16 protein-coding genes are annotated in these 20,748 nt (G+C 59.9%); 7 read left to right on the top strand and 9 right to left on the bottom strand.

Going from position 1 to position 20,748, the window contains the following annotated elements; translation table 11 throughout:
- The first annotated feature begins 100 nt into the window (after window positions 1-100).
- Both HU722_RS20605 and HU722_RS20600 read left to right on the top strand, forming a co-directional pair.
- Window positions 101-2,818, top strand: coding sequence for a hypothetical protein (locus tag HU722_RS20605; protein ID WP_065891075.1), 2,718 nt, complete (start codon window positions 101-103; stop codon window positions 2,816-2,818).
- A 321-nt stretch (window positions 2,819-3,139) separates the two neighbouring features.
- Window positions 3,140-5,806, top strand: coding sequence for a hypothetical protein (locus tag HU722_RS20600; RefSeq protein ID WP_065891074.1), 2,667 nt, complete (start codon window positions 3,140-3,142; stop codon window positions 5,804-5,806).
- A 55-nt stretch (window positions 5,807-5,861) separates the two neighbouring features.
- Here the strand turns inward: HU722_RS20600 and dsbG are convergent, their stop codons facing one another.
- The 3 genes from dsbG to dsbD are packed head-to-tail and all read right to left on the bottom strand — an operon-like array spanning window position 5,862 to window position 9,172.
- Complete coding sequence (gene dsbG, locus HU722_RS20595; RefSeq protein ID WP_065873395.1) at window positions 5,862-6,623, bottom strand: thiol:disulfide interchange protein DsbG; 762 nt, start codon at window positions 6,621-6,623, stop codon at window positions 5,862-5,864.
- Window positions 6,599-7,444: a TlpA disulfide reductase family protein gene (locus HU722_RS20590; RefSeq protein ID WP_065873394.1), complete on the bottom strand. Its 846-nt coding sequence runs from the start codon at window positions 7,442-7,444 to the stop codon at window positions 6,599-6,601. The genes dsbG and HU722_RS20590 overlap by 25 nt, the downstream gene beginning before the upstream one ends.
- A complete protein-coding gene (gene dsbD, locus HU722_RS20585; RefSeq protein ID WP_065880797.1) occupies window positions 7,445-9,172 on the bottom strand; it encodes a protein-disulfide reductase DsbD in 1,728 nt (575 codons plus the stop codon).
- 162 nt (window positions 9,173-9,334) lie between these two features.
- Between dsbD and HU722_RS20580 the strand changes: the two genes are divergently transcribed.
- From HU722_RS20580 to HU722_RS20560, 5 genes are all read left to right on the top strand, one after another.
- Window positions 9,335-10,015: a response regulator gene (locus HU722_RS20580; protein WP_065873392.1), complete on the top strand. Its 681-nt coding sequence runs from the start codon at window positions 9,335-9,337 to the stop codon at window positions 10,013-10,015.
- The gene (locus HU722_RS20575; protein WP_065873391.1) at window positions 10,012-11,334 is read left to right on the top strand and encodes an ATP-binding protein; all 1,323 of its coding nucleotides are present in this window, start codon (window positions 10,012-10,014) and stop codon (window positions 11,332-11,334) included. The genes HU722_RS20580 and HU722_RS20575 overlap by 4 nt, the downstream gene beginning before the upstream one ends.
- A 124-nt stretch (window positions 11,335-11,458) precedes the next feature.
- Window positions 11,459-12,226: an N-acetylmuramoyl-L-alanine amidase gene (locus HU722_RS20570; protein ID WP_186752065.1), complete on the top strand. Its 768-nt coding sequence runs from the start codon at window positions 11,459-11,461 to the stop codon at window positions 12,224-12,226.
- A 310-nt stretch (window positions 12,227-12,536) separates the two neighbouring features.
- Window positions 12,537-13,931, top strand: a complete 1,395-nt coding sequence (locus HU722_RS20565) for an aspartate aminotransferase family protein (RefSeq protein ID WP_065891073.1) — start codon at window positions 12,537-12,539, stop codon at window positions 13,929-13,931.
- Between the two features lie 82 nt (window positions 13,932-14,013).
- Complete coding sequence (locus HU722_RS20560; protein ID WP_065873388.1) at window positions 14,014-14,235, top strand: MbtH family protein; 222 nt, start codon at window positions 14,014-14,016, stop codon at window positions 14,233-14,235.
- A 144-nt stretch (window positions 14,236-14,379) separates the two neighbouring features.
- On the opposite strand, the gene HU722_RS20555 is transcribed toward HU722_RS20560, so the two are convergent.
- The 6 genes from HU722_RS20555 to minE form a co-directional block, all read right to left on the bottom strand.
- Entirely contained in the window at window positions 14,380-15,717 is a 1,338-nt protein-coding gene (locus HU722_RS20555) for an amidohydrolase (protein ID WP_186752064.1), read from the bottom strand.
- A gap of 17 nt (window positions 15,718-15,734) precedes the next feature.
- Complete coding sequence (locus HU722_RS20550; protein WP_065891071.1) at window positions 15,735-17,900, bottom strand: mechanosensitive ion channel family protein; 2,166 nt, start codon at window positions 17,898-17,900, stop codon at window positions 15,735-15,737.
- Window positions 17,901-17,952: 52 nt separating this feature from the next.
- A complete protein-coding gene (locus tag HU722_RS20545) occupies window positions 17,953-18,129 on the bottom strand; it encodes a hypothetical protein (RefSeq protein WP_175402976.1) in 177 nt (58 codons plus the stop codon).
- A 146-nt stretch (window positions 18,130-18,275) separates the two neighbouring features.
- Window positions 18,276-19,565, bottom strand: a complete 1,290-nt coding sequence (locus tag HU722_RS20540) for a M18 family aminopeptidase (RefSeq protein ID WP_065873385.1) — start codon at window positions 19,563-19,565, stop codon at window positions 18,276-18,278.
- Between the two features lie 196 nt (window positions 19,566-19,761).
- Window positions 19,762-20,397, bottom strand: coding sequence for an RluA family pseudouridine synthase (locus HU722_RS20535; RefSeq protein ID WP_065873384.1), 636 nt, complete (start codon window positions 20,395-20,397; stop codon window positions 19,762-19,764).
- A 95-nt stretch (window positions 20,398-20,492) separates the two neighbouring features.
- A complete protein-coding gene (minE, locus tag HU722_RS20530) occupies window positions 20,493-20,747 on the bottom strand; it encodes a cell division topological specificity factor MinE (protein ID WP_003175252.1) in 255 nt (84 codons plus the stop codon).
- Between the last annotated feature and the right edge of the window lies 1 nt (window position 20,748).

The following is a 20,748-nucleotide window of genomic DNA, read 5'->3' as shown; positions in this document are numbered from 1 at the left end:
GACAGTAGCCAAGATTTCTGAACCGAGCGTTAGATAACCGAAGTTTCTGGCTGGCCTGGCCAGCCTCGACGGTTATCTAACGTTGGACAGGAGTCTTATCGTGGCTAAAAAACCGATCTCTAAAAAAACCTCCCCAGCTCAGGCTATGAGCGTTGCGCCCGCCCCATCAACCAAGGTGGCCACGGCTGAATTACCCTTTGCAATCATCCAGTACGCTACGAACAATAGTCTGCTTTACCCTCTGGATTCAGCCCAAGGTACGACCGCGACACTGACGCTTCCCGCAGGGAGCACGCAGGTCATTGTGCATTTCGCTATTAAAGGCCAGGCCTGTGCGACGTTCCCGCCGATCAGTGTCGCAAGCGGTGATGTAGCCGATATTCCCTGGCAATGGATCAGTACCTGTATCGGGCATACCGTGCTGATCTGGTACGAGGCCGTTGTCGGTGGTGCACACAAAGAGTCACTGGTACTGGAGCTTGAGATTCAGGACGTCCGCGAAGAGGATCTGCGTGCGTCAATGCCTGGGTTCGCGCATGCCGAATTGGAGTGGGGCACGTTGTGGTTGAACATGTTCAATTTCACGGGGGATGAAACGATCCGGGTCAAGGCCTGGCCGATGATTCGGGCGGGCTCGCGATTGTTTGTTGTTGTCGCCGGTAATGAGCAAAATGTACCACCTGAATTTTGCTGGGCAGCCTTTGATCACGTAGTAACTGACGAGGAAGCGCATGAGGACTACGTGTTTGAGTTCTTCTTGTCGCGCCCATGGTTAGCACACTTGGATGATTACACGTCCTGTACCTGCCATCTGGGGGTTATCTGGGACGGTTGTCACCCTGAGGCTCCGGTGTCGAATGTGAACCCGCTGCCTAGAAACGCTCAGGATTTCCACCAGCGTTCTACGGTGCTGCTGCGCGTCGATCCTGCGCTGGATTTGAATCCGCCTCGTCTACAGGAAGCGGTGCAGATATCCCCGGGTAACTGGCAGGTCAACCCGGCCAACACCACCCAGGGCGGCCATGCATTAGTGACCTACCCCGGCATGACCGAAGGTGATCATGTTTGTATGCAAGCCTCGGGGCCGAATTATGGGCCCTTATCGCTCGGTTGCCAGGACGTGAAGCTGGGCGATGTAAGTCTTTCATTCGAAGTCGCCCCTGAGATTTTCGCAGCCCTGTTCTGCCAAACGTTGACACTGATCTATAGCGTTCAATTTAACAATTACCTGCCTCAGAACTCTCCCGGGTGTGTAATCCAGGTACTTGGTCCTCAGTTGACCAAGCTCTGTATCGAACAAGCAACGGGTGACACCCTCGACCTCAAGACATTCGACGACGATGCAACGGTGCTGGTGCCTATCTGGGACTACGCTGCTGTCGGGCAATGTGTCTGGGTTTGGATTAGCGGAACCCTGGAGGGCGGCAGCTCTTACCAATTCTTCATCCTGATGGATGAGCCGCTGACTGCAGGCTGGATGACTAATGGCGTCGACGCCCCCATTCCCAGGGCTGAACTGCAAAAACTGGAAGATTGCAGTGACTTTGAGCTGCATGCGGCGGTGAGCTTCGATGGCAACTGCGATCTGGCGACGGCCCTCGAATTTCCGGTTCAGACCTTCAGTATCGATCAGGTAGATTTTGCGTTGAATCCGCCTGAAGTGCGCGAAGCTGTGGGCAATCAACTGACGATTTACAACGGGCGGGACGGGGTCACCGTCCGGGTGGCCTACCCACACATGAGCAGCAGGCATCAGATCCAGTTGAACTGGAAACGATCAGATGGCACTGATGTGCCGTTACCCCCCAAACCGGGCAACTCCAATCCGGGTTATGTGGACTTCAGCGTTGCCCGCGAAGAAGTGATTCATGCCGCTGGCAAGACGCTGACGCTCAACTACACCGTTACCAGTGCGTGCAAGCTTCAGACATCGGGGGATTTGGATCTGGAGGTCAGCGTGCCTGTACGTCTGACGACGCCGGAAGTGCAGCAGGCAACGCCACCCGCCACCCAAGGCGGCATTCTGGATTTACGTACGTTTGCCGGGGACGCTCGCATAGGCGTGCCGGACTGGTGGTTCATGCTGGTCGGGCAACGGGGCTGGCTGGAGTGCTCGGGCCCGCTGTGGGATGGATCGGTCCATACCTTTAAGGTGATGGACGCCGAGGTGATTACTGCAACGGATGTCACCAACAGTTTGTCGCGTGTACTCAAACGGCTCGAATTGGATAAATACGAAACCGGCGCTAAATTGACCTTCACATTCAGGCTGACCGCGGATGGCAGCGCTAATATCGATGAGGCTATCCCTTTTCCACCGTTGAAGTTGATCTTTCGCAAGCGCTTGCTTGACCAAACGCCCTTCGATCCAAACAGGAAAGGGTGGAATGGTTGGCAGAGAGGTGCGGGCGCCACCGATCCCAGGGATCTGGTGCTCAAGTACGGTCCTTATCCTTGGGAAACGGGGATGGGTTATTGGTTGGTAGACTGGGGATATACGAATACATCCAACCCGGCAACGCAAAGTGAGAAACTGTTCAGGATTTTCACCAACCTGGAGCCGGGGAACTCCTATACGTTCCATGCATGGATCCGCGATTCTGTTGGCCTACCCTTGCCGCCTCGCATGGCACTCACAGTGAATGGGAAAGACATAACCCCAGTAATCGAACCTGGCACAAACTGGTTTTTACTGGAGGGCAAGTTTGTTGCTGATTCAAGTACGGCCAGGCTTGGCATTGATAATCGCAGGATGGGAATAGATCCCGCCAATGATTTTGATGTGACATGGATCAGGGTGTTTGAGGGAACACTCTGATTTTCCGAGACGATGTAAAGATAGGGCCTTCACTGTGTGAAGGCCCTTTTCGTAAGGCCGTTGAGTAACTTACCTCGGTTCCAAAATCTTCCCCAATTATTCCGCGAAGGCGCTCGTTGCTGATTACTCGATTCACATTGGGGGTAGCACAATAATGAAGTTATGGCGTTGTGGGATGGTCATTGATCGGAGAGCAAGGGAAATTCGTCAAAACTGTTAATTTTGACAGTAGGCGAAGAAGCGTTAAAAGTGCTCACTAATAGGAGACCTCGGCCTTAGACTGGCTTTGGGTTACAACCCTTGGAACACGGAGTTCTGACCATGGCTAAAAAAATAACGGCGCCTAATGCTTCTTTAAAACCGGTTAATACGCGCAAACCCAAGGCTATCGAGGTTTTAGCCCCAGTGGTTTACAAAGGGGAAGGCGGAAGCATATATCCGCTCGATGCGAAAGATGACCCGCACCTGACCACGGATCCGGACATGGATGACTCGGATATTGTCGTCACAATTTGGGTTGAGGATGGCGGCGGACCCGTATTCGAAGAGATTGTGGATAGAAGTGGTATTGGTGGCGCCCGGAAAATCCCAATCCCCCTGAACATCATTACATCCGGTATGGGTCACACGCTGTTGTTCAAGTATAGAGGGAAGGTGGGAGGGAAGGCCGCAGAGTCTCGGGTAGCAGAGGTGGAAGTACGTTTTTACGATGAAATAGACCTTGAAGGTTATGTGCCCCGGTTTGTCCACTCCAAGTCTGTTCACAACACGGATACCTTGGACATGTATACGTTTACCGGGGATGAAACGATCGTGGCGTATGCCCATCCTCTCGTTAAAGCACGCGATCAACTATTCGTGAACGTAGCGGGTGATCAGGACAGCACGCCCTTTGCATTCAAGACAGTGGCTTTTTCTCGCGTTGTGACTGCTGATGAAGCGGTGCCGGGTCATGAGTTCAGACTTTCTTTGAAACGCAGTTGGATGGGACGTCGTCGACCCTGGGGGGCGTTGACGATTCATTGGGGATGGATTTGCGATGGTCGCCACCCACGCCCTCCGGCTAGTGTCGATCCTATCCATGAGACGCGTCTCCCGGAAAACGCACTTGAAGGTCGTCCTCGCCCTACCAGTGCCCTGATTGTCGATCCTCGCATGGGAAATATGCCGGCCCCTCATCTACGACAGTCGACGTTTTACAACAATGAGTGGTGCCTTAACTCTGCGCTCACCAAAGATCGCGGAAATGTAGACGTCCCCGACTTGGAAACCTATGCAGGCGACCAGATCTGTTTTTATGTGGGCGGGCCCGGTCACGAAAAAAAGCCACTCGGCTGCGTGACAATTAAAAATGACGGGGATCCGGCAACCATCGAGCTTTCTGCCTGTGATATTGCTTGTTTTTTCAGCATGTCGATGACGCTGACTTATACCGTTCAATTCGCCAGTAGCGGTGAAGCACAGCAATCACCTGAGCAGGTGGTCAACGTATTGTTGCCCCAATTCACTCATCCAGGGATTGAAGATGCAACGGGTCATATCCTGGACCTCGGCACATTTACGGAGGAAGCGACAGCTTTTGTGGCTGAATGGGATTATGCCGAGTGCTCGGAATGTCGCTGGATGTGGATCACGGGTGAGCGTGAAGACGGCAGTGCTATCCGCATTGATATTTTGGTGGATGCCCCTGTTAAGGATGCCAGAAAAACTAATGGAGTCGCTGCCTCGATACCAAGGGTCGAGCTGCAAAAGCTGGCAGACTGCAGCGAATTTGAGCTGCACTTTGCGGCGAGTTTCTGTGGCAAGTGTGAGCTGGAGGATGCCCACGAATTTCCTGTTCAGACTTTCAAAATCGAGCAGGAGCCTTTGGCACTGATCGAGCCGTCAGTGAGGGAGGCGGTGGCTGACCAATTGACCGCATACAATGGGCGCAACGGCGTACATGTTGAAGTGAAGTACACCGGCAGCAATCCCAAGCACTCCATCATTATCTGCTGGGAGAGACCGAACGGTTCTTGCTGGTTGGTGACCTCCCAACCTGGTAGCACGACGGGCGCGGTGATCTGGTTGCTGCCGTCGGAGGCCGTGATCGAGAGCTTGGGTAAAGTGGTGGAGATCACGTTTACTGTCACCACCGCCTGCAAGGTGCAGACTTCACCGCCTTTGCACTTGAATATCAGTCTGCCAGTGCGCCTGGAAACGCCGAACGTGCCGGAGGCTACGCCGCCCGAGACTCAGAATGCCTCTCTGGACCTGAGAACATTTGCTGGGAATGCCAATTCACACATGAAGGCTATGTGGTTCTTGCGGGCAGGGCAGAAGTGCTGGCTGCAGGCAGCCGGGACGAATAAAAACGGTAATCCTTACTCGTTCAATGTGTACGCGGCCAGAGCGATTAAGGTGGCAGAGGAGACCGCTGGGGTGGCGAGTCCTGTACTACGATCCGAGCTGGACAAGTTGAAGGACGAAAGCAACCTGACCTTAACTTACAGCGTAGCTACAAACGGCAGTTCGACTGCGAATGTGGTGTGCCCTCAGCGGGTGCTGCAGGTGCTTTCGCCGCTGGATGATTTCACACCGTTTGCCGGCAATAACTGGAACGGATGGATTCCCGGACCAGCAGCCCTTGGCGAGATGAGGTATGCCTCGTTTTTTGGCAAGACCTGCGTGGCAAATGGCACCGCGAGTACTGCTGGCGTGGGCAACGTCCTGTATAAAGTCTTCACGGGGCTAGTAGTCGGTGCGACGTATGATTTCAGCATTCTCGCCTGCACCTACAACGGCGCCGCTCCATTGCCAAGGTTGTCTCTGTGGGCCAGCGCAGGTGCTGTTACGCCGGTCACGACCTTTTACAACATGGCATGGACACTGCTGAGGGGCACGTTTGTTGCGAATGCACCAACGATGCAACTGGAGATACGCAGCCATGAGTCGTCAGGCGCTTCCGGCAATGACTATGCGATCACTGATATTCGAGTGAGCGGATAGTCGAAAAGTCGTTTTACCGTGAAAAATGCTCCTGCCTGTTGCAGGAGCATTTTTCTCACTTGGGCCCCATAATCTTCCCCAACTTCTCCGGCGAAGGCGCCCCTTGCTGTTGCTGTAGCCCGCCCTTGTCATCCAGATAGAAAATCGCCGGCGTCGCCGACAATTCCAGCTCCTCCATCAACTTCATATTGGCATCAAGCTTGGCCTCGATATCCGCCGGAATCTTGTCCAGTGCCTGCAACTTGCTGCCTTTACCGGCGGCTTCATGTTCTTCCAGAGCTTTTTGCGGGTCCTTGGCGGCGAGCAGCGCGGCGGATTTGCCTGGGCTGTCTTCGCGGATGATGCCGACCATGATGTGGCGCAATTGCACCTTTCCGGCTTTTACCCACGGGCGTGCCTGTTCCCAGAACATGTTGCAGTACGGGCAGTTGGGGTCGCTGAACAGGTAGACGGTGCGCGGCGCGTTGACGTCGCCGTCCTGGATCCAGCTGCTTTTTTGCATCTTGGCCCAGACTTCCTTGGCCATCGGTGCGTACACCAGTTTTTCGAGGGGCGCGGTGCTGAGGTCGTTGCCCTGGGCGTCGTACAGGTTGCCGGCGATCACGTTTTTGCCGTCGGCGGTCAGGTACAGGGCCATGCCGCGGTTCTGGTACTGCGCGGCGTAGCCGGTGAGGCCGCTGGGGGCGTCGAATTTGCCGAGGATCTTCGCGCCCTTGGCCTCGATCTGTTTGATCGGCGCCGGCCAGTCTTCGGCCTGGGCCAAGGTGGCGGCGAGCGTCAGCGGCAGCAGGGTCAGCAGGTGGCGGAGGCGGGGCATGTCGGTTTCCTTATTGGAGCGGTATCGAAGGGTTCCATGGCGCGGGCCAGGCTGGCTTGCGACAGTTCGCCCAAGTGGCTGTTGATCAGGCGTCCATCGGCTCTGTAGAACAAGGTGGTTGGCAAGGCCATCGAGCCCACGGCCTGGCCGAGGCGGCCGCTGGCGTCGAACAGCACGTTGTCGAGGGTCAGGCCCTGAGTCGCGAGGAAGGTGCTGACGCTTTGCATGTTTTCTGCCTGGTTGACGAACAGGAAGGTTACGTCGGGGCGTTGGTGTTGGGCGCGTTCCAATACCGGCATTTCGCGACGGCACGGCGGGCACCAGGTCGCCCACAGGTTGATCACCAGCGGGCCGCCCTTGTAGTCGGCCAGTTGCACCACGTCGCCGTTGGCATTGCGCAGGGTGATGTCCGGCAGTTGCGAGCCTTTGTCGTAGAGGCTCAGGGATAAACTGGTCATGCCCCAGAACACCAGGCCGGTGATCACCCCGGCACTCAGGGGCTTGCGCAGGGCCGGACGACGCCAGCCGTAGGCCAGGGCGCCGACGACCAGAGCGATCACGCCGGGCCAGGCGAGGAAACCGCCGTCGCGCAGGTCGACCATCTGCAACGGGTCGTGGCGGTAATCACTCCAGTACATCAGTACAAAGCTGACGCGAGCTACCAGCATCGCCAGCAGGAACAGGCTGAACAGCACCGATTCCGGGTTTTCACCGCCACGCTTGGCCACGCGCCAGCCCACCAGAGTGGCGAGAATCAGCGCGGTAATCAGCAGCAAGTGATTCAGGGCGATGGCGAAGGTGCCGATGGTCAGGGTCAGCATTCAGAGGGCGTCCCGGGTGTGCGTCCAGCGTTGCAGGAAGGTGACGGCATCGACTTCGCCGGTGATGCGTTGGGCGCGGCGCTCTTCACCGTCCGGGCCGATCCACACGAAGCTCGGTGGGCCAGGGACTTTGTAGCGGCCGAGCAGCGCGCGGCTGGCGGCGTTGTCGGCGGTAACGTCCAGGCGCAGCAGGCGCACGTCCTTCAGGGCGTCCATGACCTCGGGTTTGCCGAAGACCTGTTTTTCCATGATCTTGCACGACACGCACCAGTCGGCGTAGTAGTCCACCAGCACCCATTGGCCCTGAGCCTTGGCGCTGTCGAGTTGGCTTTGCAGCACGGCGGGATCGTTGATGGTCATGAACGCGTCGTGGGCGGTCGGTGCAGCGACGGTCCGCGAGCCGCTGTAGACTTTCAGCGGTTGCCACAGGTCATCGCTGCCACCGGCTGCGCCGACCATCAGCACGGCGCCCCACAGGCCCAGCACCAGGGAACCGGCGCCAAACACCTTGGCCGCGAGGCCGTATTCGCGGGCCAGCGTCCAGCCGCAGTAAGCCATCACCAGCGCGAGTACGCCCCACAGGCCGATCCACAGGCTTTCGCCAACCACCGGGCGCAGCATCAGCACGGCGGTGCCGAGGAACAGGAAGCCGAAGACCCCCTTGAGCACGTTCATCCAGGTGCCTGGCTTGGGCAGGAAGCGATTACCCACGGTGACCAGCAGCAACAGTGGGATGCCGATGCCGATGCCCATGGCGAACAGGATCAGGCCACCGTGCAGCGCATTGCCGCTCTGGGCGATGTAGAGCAAGGCGCCGGCCAGCGGCGCGGTCATGCATGGGCCCACCAGCAGGCCGGACAGTGCGCCGAGAACCCCGGCGCCGACCAGGCTGCCACCGCTTTGCTGGCGGCTGACGTTGTCCAGGCGGTCGCGCAGGAAGGCGGGCAGTTGCAGTTCAAAGAAGCCGAACATCGGCAGGGCAAGGATCACGAACAAGGCGGCGAAGCTGCCGAGGATCCACGGGGTTTGCAGCAGCGCGGCTAGATTGCTGCCGAGCAGCGCGGCCAACACGCCCAGTGCGGCATACACCAGCGCCATGCACACCACATAGCTGCTGGCCAAGGCAAAACCGCGACGTGGGCTGGCGCCACTGCCGACGACCAGACCGGCGAGGATCGGCAGCATCGGCAGCGAACAGGGGGCAAACGCCAGCAACAGGCCTAGGCCGAAGAACAGCAACAGGCTCCAACCCAGGCTGCGTTGTTGCAGGCCACTGGCCAGGCTTTGGTCCTGAGCTTCGGCGGTCGCTGCGACGGCCGGGTTGCCGCCAAGGTCCACGGTGATCGACTGCGGCGGATAACACAGGCCCGCATCGGCACAGCCCTGCCAGCCGAGCTTGATCTGGCCGGTTGCGCCGGCCGGGATCTTCACTTCCAGGCCTTGGCGATACACCTCTTGGTCACCGAAGAATTCATCGCTATGGGCCTCGCCTTGCGGCAGCGTGGGCTTTTCAGCCAAGCCATCGAACTTCATGCGCTGCTTGTACAGGTAATAACCGTCGGCAATCTGCCAATACAGCTGGGTCTCGCCACTTTCAAGACGTTCGGAGGTAAAGGTGAAGGCTTTGCCCACCGGAAGGAAATCGGGTTTGGTCTCAAACGGGTTACCAGGCGCGGCCTGGGCAAACCCTGCGAACAACACCAGCAGAAAGGTAAACAGATGCCGCATGGTCAAGCCTTAGTTCGATGCAAGTAGGCACACAATGTGTGGCGTTGATTAACCGATGATTAACCGAGGCTATTCTAGAGGGAGTGTGGACCATTTAGCGGCATAATCTGCGCTTAATCCGCTGCACTTCTAATCACCCCCATCTTTCATGAAGGGTTCACCATGCACGTACTGGTCTGTGAAGACGACGAACTGATCGCCAGCGGCATCGTGGCCGGCCTTACCGCCCAGGGTTTTACCGTCGAGCGCGTGGCCTCGGCTGGCGCGGCGCGCGCCATGCTCAAGGCGGCGACATTCGACATCATGGTGCTCGACCTCGGCCTGCCGGACGAAGATGGCCTCAAGCTGCTGCAACAACTACGCAGCCAGGGCCTGGAAATCCCGGTACTGATCCTGACCGCACGGGACTCGGTGACCAACCGCGTCGACGGCCTCCAAGCCGGCGCCGACGACTACCTGCTCAAGCCCTTCGACCTGCGCGAACTTGCCGCGCGCCTGCAAACTCTGCTGCGGCGGATGGCGGGGCGCAGCGTCAACCTGATTGAGCACGGTCGCCTGGCCTACGATCCGAGCAGCCGCGAAACTTTCCTGGGCGGCCAGCCAGTGGACCTGTCACGCCGCGAACAGGCGCTGTTGCAAGCCCTGCTGCATAACAAAGGCCGTGTGCTTTCCAGCGAGCAACTCAAGGACAGCGTCTACGGCTTCAACGATGAGCTGGAAAGCAACGCGCTCAACGTGCATATCCACCACCTGCGGCGAAAATTGGGCAATGGCATTGTCGAGACCGTGCGCGGCCTCGGCTATCGCCTGGGCTCGGCCGACGGGGGCGAGGACGCGTCGTGAAAAGCCTGCGCCTGCGATTGACGTTCAAGCTGGGCGCCGCTTTTGTGCTGATCTGGGCCCTGGCGGCGGCCTGGATGCTCAGTGACCTGCGCAACCAGATGATGTTCTCCCTCGACCAACGCCTGGTGGCGTCGGCGCGCATGGTGGCGGGGCTGACCGAGCAGATGCCGGGCCTCGCCAGTGTGGGCGGCGGCGCGCATTTCCATGGGGCACAACTGAATGTTCCGGGGGGCATGGCGTGCCAGGTCAGCTCCTTGCGCGGTGAAGTACTGGCGCGTAGCCACGCCACGCCGGATGAAGGGCTGGAATCGCGCCAGAGTGGTTTTCGTGACCAGGTGATCGATGGCGTCAACTGGCGCAGTTTTACCCTGTCCCGTGGCGACCTGTTGATCACCACCGCCGACCGCCAAGTGGAACGCGAGGCGCTGAACCTGTCGATCCTGCTGGCCGCGTCGGTGCCGGTGGGTGTGGCGATGCTCGGCTGCCTGTGCTTGTTGTGGCTGGGCATCGGCCAGAGCCTGCTGCCGCTCAACCGCATGCGTGACGCCTTGATGCGGCGCAGCGCCGACTCTCTCGAACCGCTGCAGATCCACCCATTGCCCAGCGAACTCAAACCGCTGCTCGACACTCAGAATCAACTGTTGCAGCGTATCGCCAAGACCATCGAGCGCGAACGCCGCCTCACTGGCGACGCCGCCCACGAACTGCGCAGCCCCTTGACGGCGATCAAGACCCACCTGCAAGTGGCGCGCATGACCGACGGCGCGGCCCGCGATCAGTCCCTGGCCCATGCCGAGGCGGGCGCCGACCGTTTGCATCGCACCCTGGAGCAGTTGCTGTTGCTGGCCCGCGTGGAAGGCAGCCTGTCATTCGACGATGGGCTGCAGTCCAGCGCCGAAGAAGTGGCACGCCTGGCGATCCAGGATGCGAATGCCGGCGACAATTCGCGCATTGACCTGATCCTGCCGGACAACCTTTCGGCCACCCCGGTGGAAATGCCTGTGGGCCTGGCAGTCGCAGCCCTGCGCAATTTGCTGGACAACGCCTTGCGTCATACGCCTGCGGATACGCGGGTGGAACTCAGTGTATTCACCGACACCGACAACGTGGTGTTCCGCGTGCGTGACCACGGCACGCAGATTTCCGCCGATGACCTGCAATACCTGACCCAACGCTTCTGGCGTAATGGCAGCAGCGAAGGCTGCGGCCTGGGGCTGGCGATCGTGCAAGCCATTGTGCAGCGGTGTTCCTGTTCCTTGAAATTCGACAGTCAACCGGATGGCCTGCGCGTCGACCTGGGCATGCCGCTGCGGCGCTGATCACTTTTCTTTCACGTGCCAAATAGTTACCGCCTTCCTGAAGTTCAAGCCTTCAGGATGGCGGTAATTTTTTTGCGCTTGAACGGGCTGAACGACTCTGCCTGTATTGAAAAGGACGGTTCTTATGTTGGTCATCGATACCAGTTTTCCTGCTACAGGCTTCAACGAACGTAACGGCGAGCCTGTGGGGCAGGTCATCCTGCATTACACCGCGGCGCCTTTTGGCTCCTCCCTGCGCACCCTCACCCAGGACGGGGTGAGTGCGCACTACTTGCTGCCCGACCCAAAAGATCCCAGCTACCGCGCGGCTGGCTATGAAGAGTTGCGTGTCTTCCGCTTGGTGGAGGAAGACAAGCGCGCCTGGCATGCCGGGGTCAGCCATTGGGCAGGGCGCGATAACCTCAATAGCCGCTCGATTGGCATCGAGATCGTCAACCTGGCGCGGGATGTCGGCGGCGTGTTCACGTTCCCTGAGTACGGTGAGGAACAAATTGAGGTGTTGATTGCGCTAGTGCGCGACATTCTCGGGCGTTACCCACAGGTTGGGCCCACGGACATCCTCGGGCATTCGGACGTGGCATACGCGCGCAAGAGTGATCCTGGCCCCAGGTTGCCTTGGCAGCGCTTGCATGAAGCGGGGCTGGGGGCCTGGTTTGATGAGGCGACGCGGGCGATGTATCAGCGACGCTTTTGTGTCGGGTTGCCACCGGAAGCCGAGGTGGAGCGGGCGTTTCAGCGGTTCGGGTACGCACCTGCAAAGAACCCGCAGGGGTTTCAACAGCGCACGCGAGCGTTTCAGATGCACTTCAGGGCGCGGGATTATTGTGGGTTTCTGGATGGCGAGACCTGCGCGATTTTGTATGCGCTGAATGAAAAATACCGCGGGCTCTGATACTGGCTGCTCTTCTGTGGGAGCTGGCTTGCCTGCGATGGCATCGACCGGATTTTCCTGATACGCCGAGTTGACCGCATCACAGCATAGGTATCGACACCTCCAAAGCGAGCCACCCGCGTAGCAGTGAGAAATGTGTAGATACGGGTGCCCGAGCTGCGGTCTATAGGCTTTTCGCGACCGGAGGAGTAAATCCCGTCGGCGCTGGTGCGTTTCCAGAACAGTAAATCCGTTCGCACGCTCCCTCGGGGCCAGACGCCAGCGGATCGGCAGTTTGGTCACCACCATCAGCGTATTGAGGGATCGAGAAATGTCAGTCGCTACCAGCCGTATCGAAGACGCCCAGGTGCATGAAACGCTCTACCAGTTCGACGAAACCCCGCTGCTCGCCCGCCAGCGCCAGCAGGAGTCCAACGCCCGCAGTTACCCTCGACGCATTCCCCTGGCGCTCAAACGCGCCAAGGGCATTTACGTGGAAGACGTGGAAGGCCGCAGTTTCATCGATTGCCTGGCGGGCGCCGGCACCCTGGCGCTGGGGCACAACCACCCGGTGGTGATCGAAGCTATCCAGCAAGTGCTGGCCGATGAACTGCCGCTGCACACGCTGGACCTGACGACGCCGGTCAAAGACCAGTTCGTGCAGGACTTGTTCGGCCTGTTGCCACCAGCGCTGGCGCGGGAAGCGAAGATCCAGTTCTGTGGCCCCACCGGCACCGATGCCGTGGAAGCCGCGTTGAAACTGGTGCGCACCGCCACCGGTCGTAGCACCGTGTTGTCCTTCCAGGGCGGTTACCACGGCATGAGCCAGGGCGCCTTGAGCCTGATGGGCAGCCTGGGGCCGAAGAAACCTTTGGGCGCCTTGCTGGGCAACGGCGTGCAATTTTTGCCGTACCCCTACGACTACCGTTGCCCGTTCGGCCTGGGTGGCGCGCAAGGCGTGCGGGTCAACCTGCATTACCTGGAAAACCTGCTGAATGACCCAGAAGCTGGTGTGTTGCTGCCGGCGGCGGTGATTGTCGAGGTGGTGCAAGGCGAGGGCGGTGTGATTCCGGCTGATCTGGACTGGCTGCGCGGCCTGCGCCGCATCACCGAGCAAGCGGGTGTGGCGTTGATCGTCGATGAAATCCAGAGCGGTTTTGCTCGCACCGGCAAGATGTTCGCCTTCGAGCACGCCGGCATCATCCCGGATGTGGTGGTGATGTCCAAGGCCATCGGCGGCAGCCTGCCGCTGGCGGTGGTGGTCTATCGCGACTGGCTCGACACCTGGCTGCCGGGCGCGCATGCCGGGACGTTCCGTGGCAATCAGATGGCGATGGCGGCGGGTTCGGCGGTGATGCGCTATCTCAAGGACCACGACGTGGCCGGCCATGCGTCCGCCATGGGCGAGCGCCTGGGCGAACACCTGCGCATCCTGCAGCGAGACTTTCCGCACCTGGGGGATATTCGCGGTCGCGGGCTGATGCTCGGCGTGGAACTGGTTGAGCCGGATGGCGCACTGGATATCCAAGGCCACCCACCCGTCCATCGCCAACTGGCGCCGCTGGTGCAGCGCGAATGCCTCAAGCGCGGGCTGATCCTGGAACTGGGCGGTCGACATGGCAGCGTCGTGCGTTTCCTGCCGCCGCTGGTGATCACTGCCGCGGAAGTTGATCGGGTGGTGGATATCTTCGGTCGCGCGTTGGCAGCGGCGGTCGCCAGCCTCTAATTTTTTTGCAACTTGATACGTTTCTACAGATATCAGTGCTGCGTGCAGTGCGCAGCCGGCCTTTTAGCGATGGAGAACAGCAATGACCTCAGTATTTGACCGCGACGACATCCTGTTTCAGGTAGTGGTCAACCATGAAGAACAGTACTCCATCTGGCCCGACTACAAAGCCGTGCCGGAAGGCTGGCGGACCGTGGGTAAGAGCGGCATGAAGAAAGAGTGCCTGGCCTACATCGAAGAAGTCTGGACCGACATGCGCCCGCTGAGCCTGCGTCAGAAAATGGACGGTGCCACGCTCGCCTGATCTGTAGTGAGCGGGCTTGCCTCGCGCTGGGGGGCGAAGCCGCCCTAAAACCAGGCGCCTGAATTCTGTCTGGCAGAACGCGGTGGCCGGATTGGGGCGGCTTCGCCCCCCAGCGCGGGGCAAGCCCGCTCACTACAATAGCGGTCAGTTGGCGTACAGGTAATCCGTCGCCAACGACGCCAACGTCCTCACCCCTACCACCAACGCCGACTCATCCACAAAGAACCCTGGATTGTGATTCGGCGCAGCCTTGCTCATGTCCTGATCCCGCGGCGTCACTCCCAGGAACACAAACAGCCCCGGCGCCTCCTTGGCATAAAACGAGAAGTCTTCCGCGCCGCCCACCAGCGGGCCCTGCACCACATCATCCTGGGCCGCCCAGCGCAGGCTTGGCAGCATCTTCTCGGTCAGCGCCGGGTTGTTGATGGTGGGGTCGTACTTCTCGATGATGGTAACTTCAGCCTTGGCACCGCCGCTTTCGGCGATTTTCTCCACGGTCTGTCGTACGTCTGCGTGCAGTTTCTGGCGGATGCCATAGTCGTAGGAGCGAATGGTCCCGGCCATGTCCACCGACTCAGGAATGATGTTGTAGCGCGTACCGCCATTGATGGTGCCAATGCTCACCACCGACGGAAACGACGAGATGTCGGTGCGGCGGCTGACCACGGTTTGCAGGCCGACAATGGTCTGCGCGCCCACGGTAATCGGGTCAATGCCATCCCAAGGGCGACCGGCGTGGGTTTGCTTGCCGAGGATCTTGATGCGCAAGTCATCGGAGCTTGCCAGGGTCGGGCCCGGGCGATACGCAATCCGGCCGGCGGGCACACCGGCCCATACATGCAAGCCAAACACCGCGTCCGGCTTGGGCGCCTTCATCACGCCTTCCTGCACCATCATTTTGGCGCCCCAGGTGTTTTTGCCGTCGGGGATGAAATCACTCGGGCCTTCCTCGGCCGGCTGGAAGTAGAACACCACGTTACCGGGCAGGCGTTCACGCATGCCGGTCAGGATCTTTGCAGTGCTCAGCAGAATGGCAACGTGGGCGTCGTGGCCACAGGCGTGCATCACGTCGACTTCCTTGCCCAGGTAGGTGCCCTTGGCTTTTGAGGCGAAAGGCAGGTCAGCGACTTCCTTGACGGGCAGCGCGTCCATGTCGGCGCGCAGGGCGACGGTCGGGCCGGGCAGGGCACCTTTGAGCACGGCAACAACGCCGGTGCGTGCTACGCCGGTTTTCACCTCGAGGCCGAGGTCGCGCAGCTGCTTGGCGACCAGCTCGGCCGTGCGGGTTTCGGTATTGCCCAATTCAGGGTGGGCGTGAATGTCGCGGCGGGTTTCCAGCAACGCCGGTTCAAGGATTTTTGCCTGCGCGGCGATTTCCTCCCGGGCACTGTCCTGGCCGCTGCTGGCGGCAATCACGGCACTGCTGGCGACCCCGCACAGCATGCCCAAAACCCATGGGTGTGTCAGACCGGTTAAACGCATAAGGACCTCTCCTGAGTTTATTGTTGTAGCGCTTTCTCCTGCACAGTGCCGGCGGTGACCACCTGCACACTCAAGCGCGGCGTCGCCAGGTCCAGCCCGGCTTCATCCAGATGACGCTTGAGCGACAGGTTGAACGCCCGCGACACTTCCCACTGCTTGATCGGCGCCGTCTTGAAGCGCGCACGTAGAATCGCACTGCCTGACTCGAAGCTCTCCACGCCCTGAATCTCCAGCGGCGACCAGATGTTGCGGCGCTGCAGTGGGTCGTTGCGCATTTTCTGGCCGACGTCGCGCATCAGCTTGATGGCGTCGTCGATTTCCATGTTGTAGGGGATCGCCACGCGGAAGATCGCGTAGCCGAACTCCCGCGAGTAGTTCTTGATGCTCTTGATCTCGCTGAACGGGATGGTGTGCACAATGCCGTCGATATCGCGCAGGCGCACGGTGCGGATGGTCAGGCCTTCCACCGTACCGAGGTGGCCGCCGACATCGACATAGTCATCGATGGCCAGGGAGTCTTCGATGATGATGAACAGGCCGGTGATCAAGTCTGCCACCAGCGATTGCGCACCAAAGCCAATGGCCAGGCCGATCACACCGGCACCGGCCAGCAACGGCGTGACGTTCATGCCCATGTTCGCCAGGGCAACAATGGCAGCGATGATAAAGATGGTCACAAACAGCACGTTGCGGATCAACGGCATCATCGTCTGCGCGCGGGCATTGGCCAGGCCTTTGCGCGAGCGGGTGAGCGCGTGGTGGATCGCGGTGTCGCTGAGGATCCAGATCAGCCAGGCAAACAGCAGCGTGCCGCCGAGGCCGAACAGCTTGACGCTGATTTCATGCCCGTCGCCTTCGGTAAAGCGAATCAGCGACAGGCCCCAGACCCGCAGGCCCAGTTCGATAAACACCAGCCAGACCACCAGATGCGCCAGGGTATAGACGAAGCTCTTCAGCCGCTCGGAGTACAACGCATGGCGTTTGTGCCCGCGTTGCGGCTTGAGCGCATGGCGACGAACAAGGCCATTGATCACCATGCACAACACCAACAAAACGGTGCACAGCAGCGACTGGCGCAATGCCGTGCTGGTATCGCCGGCAGACACGAAGGTGGCGAACAGCGAGATGCCCACCAACAGCAAGGCCGGGATGTACCAGAAGGAGCCGATGATTTCGATGGTGTCGCTGAGGGCCCTGCGGGTCAGGCGACGGGACAGCGGCTGGTTGCGGATCAGGTGGGCGATGGGCCGGCGGAAACGCAGGATAAACACACCGGTCGACAGTGCTGCCATGACATTGGCGATCGTCGCGGCAGTGTGTGACAGGTGCTGGCCCAGAGCCAGGACGAGGCGCGGGTCGCTCAAGGCCTCACCGAAGGCGGCAAAGCTGCCGATCCACCACAGGGGGCGGAACGCTTGGTGACGCAGGATGTACAGCGCGCGATGGCGATGCGGGCCGTCGAGCACCGAAAAGGCAATCACGCAGATGGCAGAGAAGCAGGTACCGACCACCAGCGCGTAGGCCAAGACCATCGCCAGGGATTTGCCCAGGGACGAGGGCAGGGCATAGCTCAGGTAGACCGTGATCACCAGCGCGATCAGCCATGGGCCGAGCTTGCGCAGCGCGAAGCGCACCATGTCCCAGGTGCGTGGGTGTTGCGGCAATTCTTCGGGCAGGCCGAAGCGTTCGCGGACGCGGTGGCTGAGCCAGATCAGCGCGGCGGCGAGCAGGCTCCACACCGCCAGGATAAGGGCGAACCCGAAAATGATCGGCAGCCATTCGTTGGCCGGCAGCATCAGCGCACTGAGTTCTTCTTTGGCCAGGTCGACTTCGTTGGACCAACGCTCCACCGGGCTGTCTTCGCCGGAGAACTGCTGCTCAAAGCCCGACAGCGTACTGCCGATGAGCCCTAGTACGCCTTGCTCGGCGGCGGGCTGGGCTTTTTGCGTGGCGGCGCGCAGCTTTTTCAGGTCGCTCAGCAACTGAGTGCGCTGCTGGTCGTTTTCCAGGGTCTTGATCACCTCGTCCAACGACTGCCCCAGTGGCACGTCGGCCTGGGGCTGGGTTTTGCTGTTGTTACCCAATAGGCCGGGCAGGCCCACGGCTTGGGCAGGCGTGAGCGGCAGCAAGGTGAGCAGGGCAATCAGGCAATAGCAGGGCAGGGCAAACAGACGGGAAAGCACGAGGCGGTCAACCTTGAAAACGACGGGTTGAGCGAGTGTACGAGTGCAATCGTCATTCGGCCAGTTTGGCGAGGATCTTGTACACCACGGTGCCCAGGATCAGCAGCATGCCGACCCACATGCCGAAGACGCCGAGGGGCTTGTCACGAAAGTTGAAGCCTACAGCCAACAGGATCATGCCGATCAGAATCGGGATAAGCATGGCGTGGAAAGAGGACATGGAGATCATGGTGCGACGGCCTTGTCGGAGTGGGAATACTGACAAGTCTAGGTCGGATCGCAGAAAGTGCAGGTGATGCAGATCAGGTGTGCACAGAACCAAATGTGGGAGCGAGCAAGTCCGCTCCCACATTTTAAACCCCATCCGGCCCTGAATCAGGGCAGGTCACGGCTCGCATAAAACGCACCCAGTACCTTCACCAAATGCGCCAGGTCATGGCTGCCGCACAGCTCACGAATCGAGTGCATGGCAAACGTCGGCAAACCGATGTCCACGGTGCGCACGCCCAGGTGGCTGGCGGTGATCGGGCCGATGGTGGAGCCGCAACCCATGTCGCTGCGCACCACAAAGCTCTGCACTGGCACTTCCTGTGCCATGCACAAGTGACGGAAGAACCCTGCGGTTTCGCTGTTGGTGGCGTAGCGCTGGTTGCTGTTGACCTTGATCACCGGGCCCGCGTTGAGCTTGGGGCCGTGATTGGCGTCGTGCTTCTCGGCGTAGTTTGGGTGCACGCCGTGGGCGTTGTCCGCAGACACCAACAGAGATTTCTGAATGGTGCGTACGAATTCATCACCCTCTGGTAGCAGGCGACGCAGGGTCTGTTCCAGCATCGGGCCATCCGCGCCGCACGCCGAGCAGGAGCCGACTTCTTCGTGGTCGTTGCACACCAGCACGCAGGTTTCATCGGTCTCGCTGGTGAGCAAGGCTTGCAGGCCGGCGTAGCACGACAGCAGGTTGTCGAGGCGCGCGCCGGCGATGAAGTCACCGTTCAGGCCAATCACGGCGGCACTTTGGGTGTCGTAGAAGCTCAACTCGTAGTCCAGCACTACGTCGGCGTTCAGCCCGTGTTCCCGTGCCAGCTGCTCAGTGAGCACGGCACGGAAGTCTACGCGCTCGTCACCGGCAAATTGCGCGAGGATCGGCGGCAGCTCGGTCTGGGCATTGATCGGCCAACCCTGGTTGGCTTCACGGTTCAGGTGAATGGCCAGGTTGGGGATGATGGCGATGGGCAGCTTGAAATCGATCAACTGGCTTTCGACCTTGCCGTCACGGCGGAAGGTCACGCGGCCAGCCAGGGACAGATCACGGTCGAACCACGGCGCCAGCAGTGCACCGCCATAGACTTCCACACCCAACTGCCAGAAACCCTGGCGTTGCAGCTCCGGCTGAGGTTTGACGCGCAGGCATGGGCTGTCGGTGTGGGCGCCGACCAGGCGAATACCGCCCTGCAGCGGCGAATGGCGGCCAAGCTTGAAGGCAATGATCGAGGAATCGTTGCGGGTCACGTAATAGCGCCCGTTGGCTTCGGTGGTCCAGGTCTCGCGCTCGTCGAGACGCTGGAAACCGGCCGCTTCCAGGCGCTGGGCCAGGGCGGCAGTGGCATGAAAAGGAGTAGGGGAGGCCTTGAGGAAGTCGATCAGGCCTTGATTCAACGCTTCGCGCATAAATAGCTCCAGACAGCAGTGCGCGGAGTTTACCGTATTGGCTCGCGATTTGGCGTGAAGCTACCTTCTTGAGCACCACACAAAACGACTGTGGGAGCTGGCTTGCCTGCGATAGCGGAGGGTCAGCCAATACATTTGGCACAGATAGACCGCTATCGCAGGCAAGCCAGCTCCCACATTGAATGCATTTGCAGCGTTAGAACGGGGCGGAGCACTCGAAGCGCAAGCGCTCGCCGCTCTGCGGATGCGTGAAGCTCAGCATGCTCGCGTGCAGGCACAGGCGCGGCCAGGCAGCCAAGGCTTGTTCGTGGGCATAAAGACCATCACCGAGCAGCGGGTGGCCGATGGAGAGCATGTGCACACGCAACTGGTGCGAACGCCCGGTAATCGGCGTCAGCTCGACGCGGCACCAATCGCCGCAACGTTCCAGCACTTTCCAGAAGGTCAGCGCATGCTTGCCAAACTCGTGGTCGACCACATGGCGTGGCTTGGTCGGCGGGTCGTAGCGCAGGGGCAGGTCGATACTGCCGCTGTCCAGTTCCGGTTGGCCCCAGGCCAGTGCGGTGTAGGCCTTTTCGGTTTCGCGGTCGTGAAACTGGCGGGACAGTTCGCGGTGGGTATCGGCGTCCCGGGCCAGCAGGATAATCCCCGAGGTTTCCCAGTCCAGTCGATGGACGATGCGGGCTTCGGGGTAGCCGTTTTCCTGCAGGCGGGTGATCAGGCAGTCCTTGTTGTCATCGGCACGGCCAGGCACCGAGAGCAGCAGGGTCGGCTTGTTCACCACCAGGACAGCGTCGTCCTGATGGAGGATGTGGATATTGGACAACGGCATTAAACAGCCTCGCAACAAACGCCAACGGCGGCTCGCCCACCCGGCCCTTAAAAGGGATCAGGGTGAACGAGCCGCCGTGGCGGCCGCCTTTTCGATTAACGATCAGGCAGGGTGATATTGAGTTCCAGAATCGAGCAACTGCCGTCATTTTCCAGGGCGACATGCACGTCATCGTTGCCGATATTGACGTACTTGCGGATTACCTCGACCAGTTCCTTCTGCAAGGCTGGCAGATAATCCGGCGTGCTGCGTTGGCCGCGTTCGTGCGCCACGATGATCTGTAGACGCTCTTTCGCTACCGACGCGGTACTTGGCTTTTTGTTGGCGCGAAAGAAGTCGAGAAATTTCATT

This window comes from Pseudomonas tritici (genome assembly GCF_014268275.3).
GTDB lineage: Bacteria > Pseudomonadota > Gammaproteobacteria > Pseudomonadales > Pseudomonadaceae > Aquipseudomonas > Aquipseudomonas tritici.
This window is presented reverse-complemented; position numbering and strand designations above follow the sequence as displayed.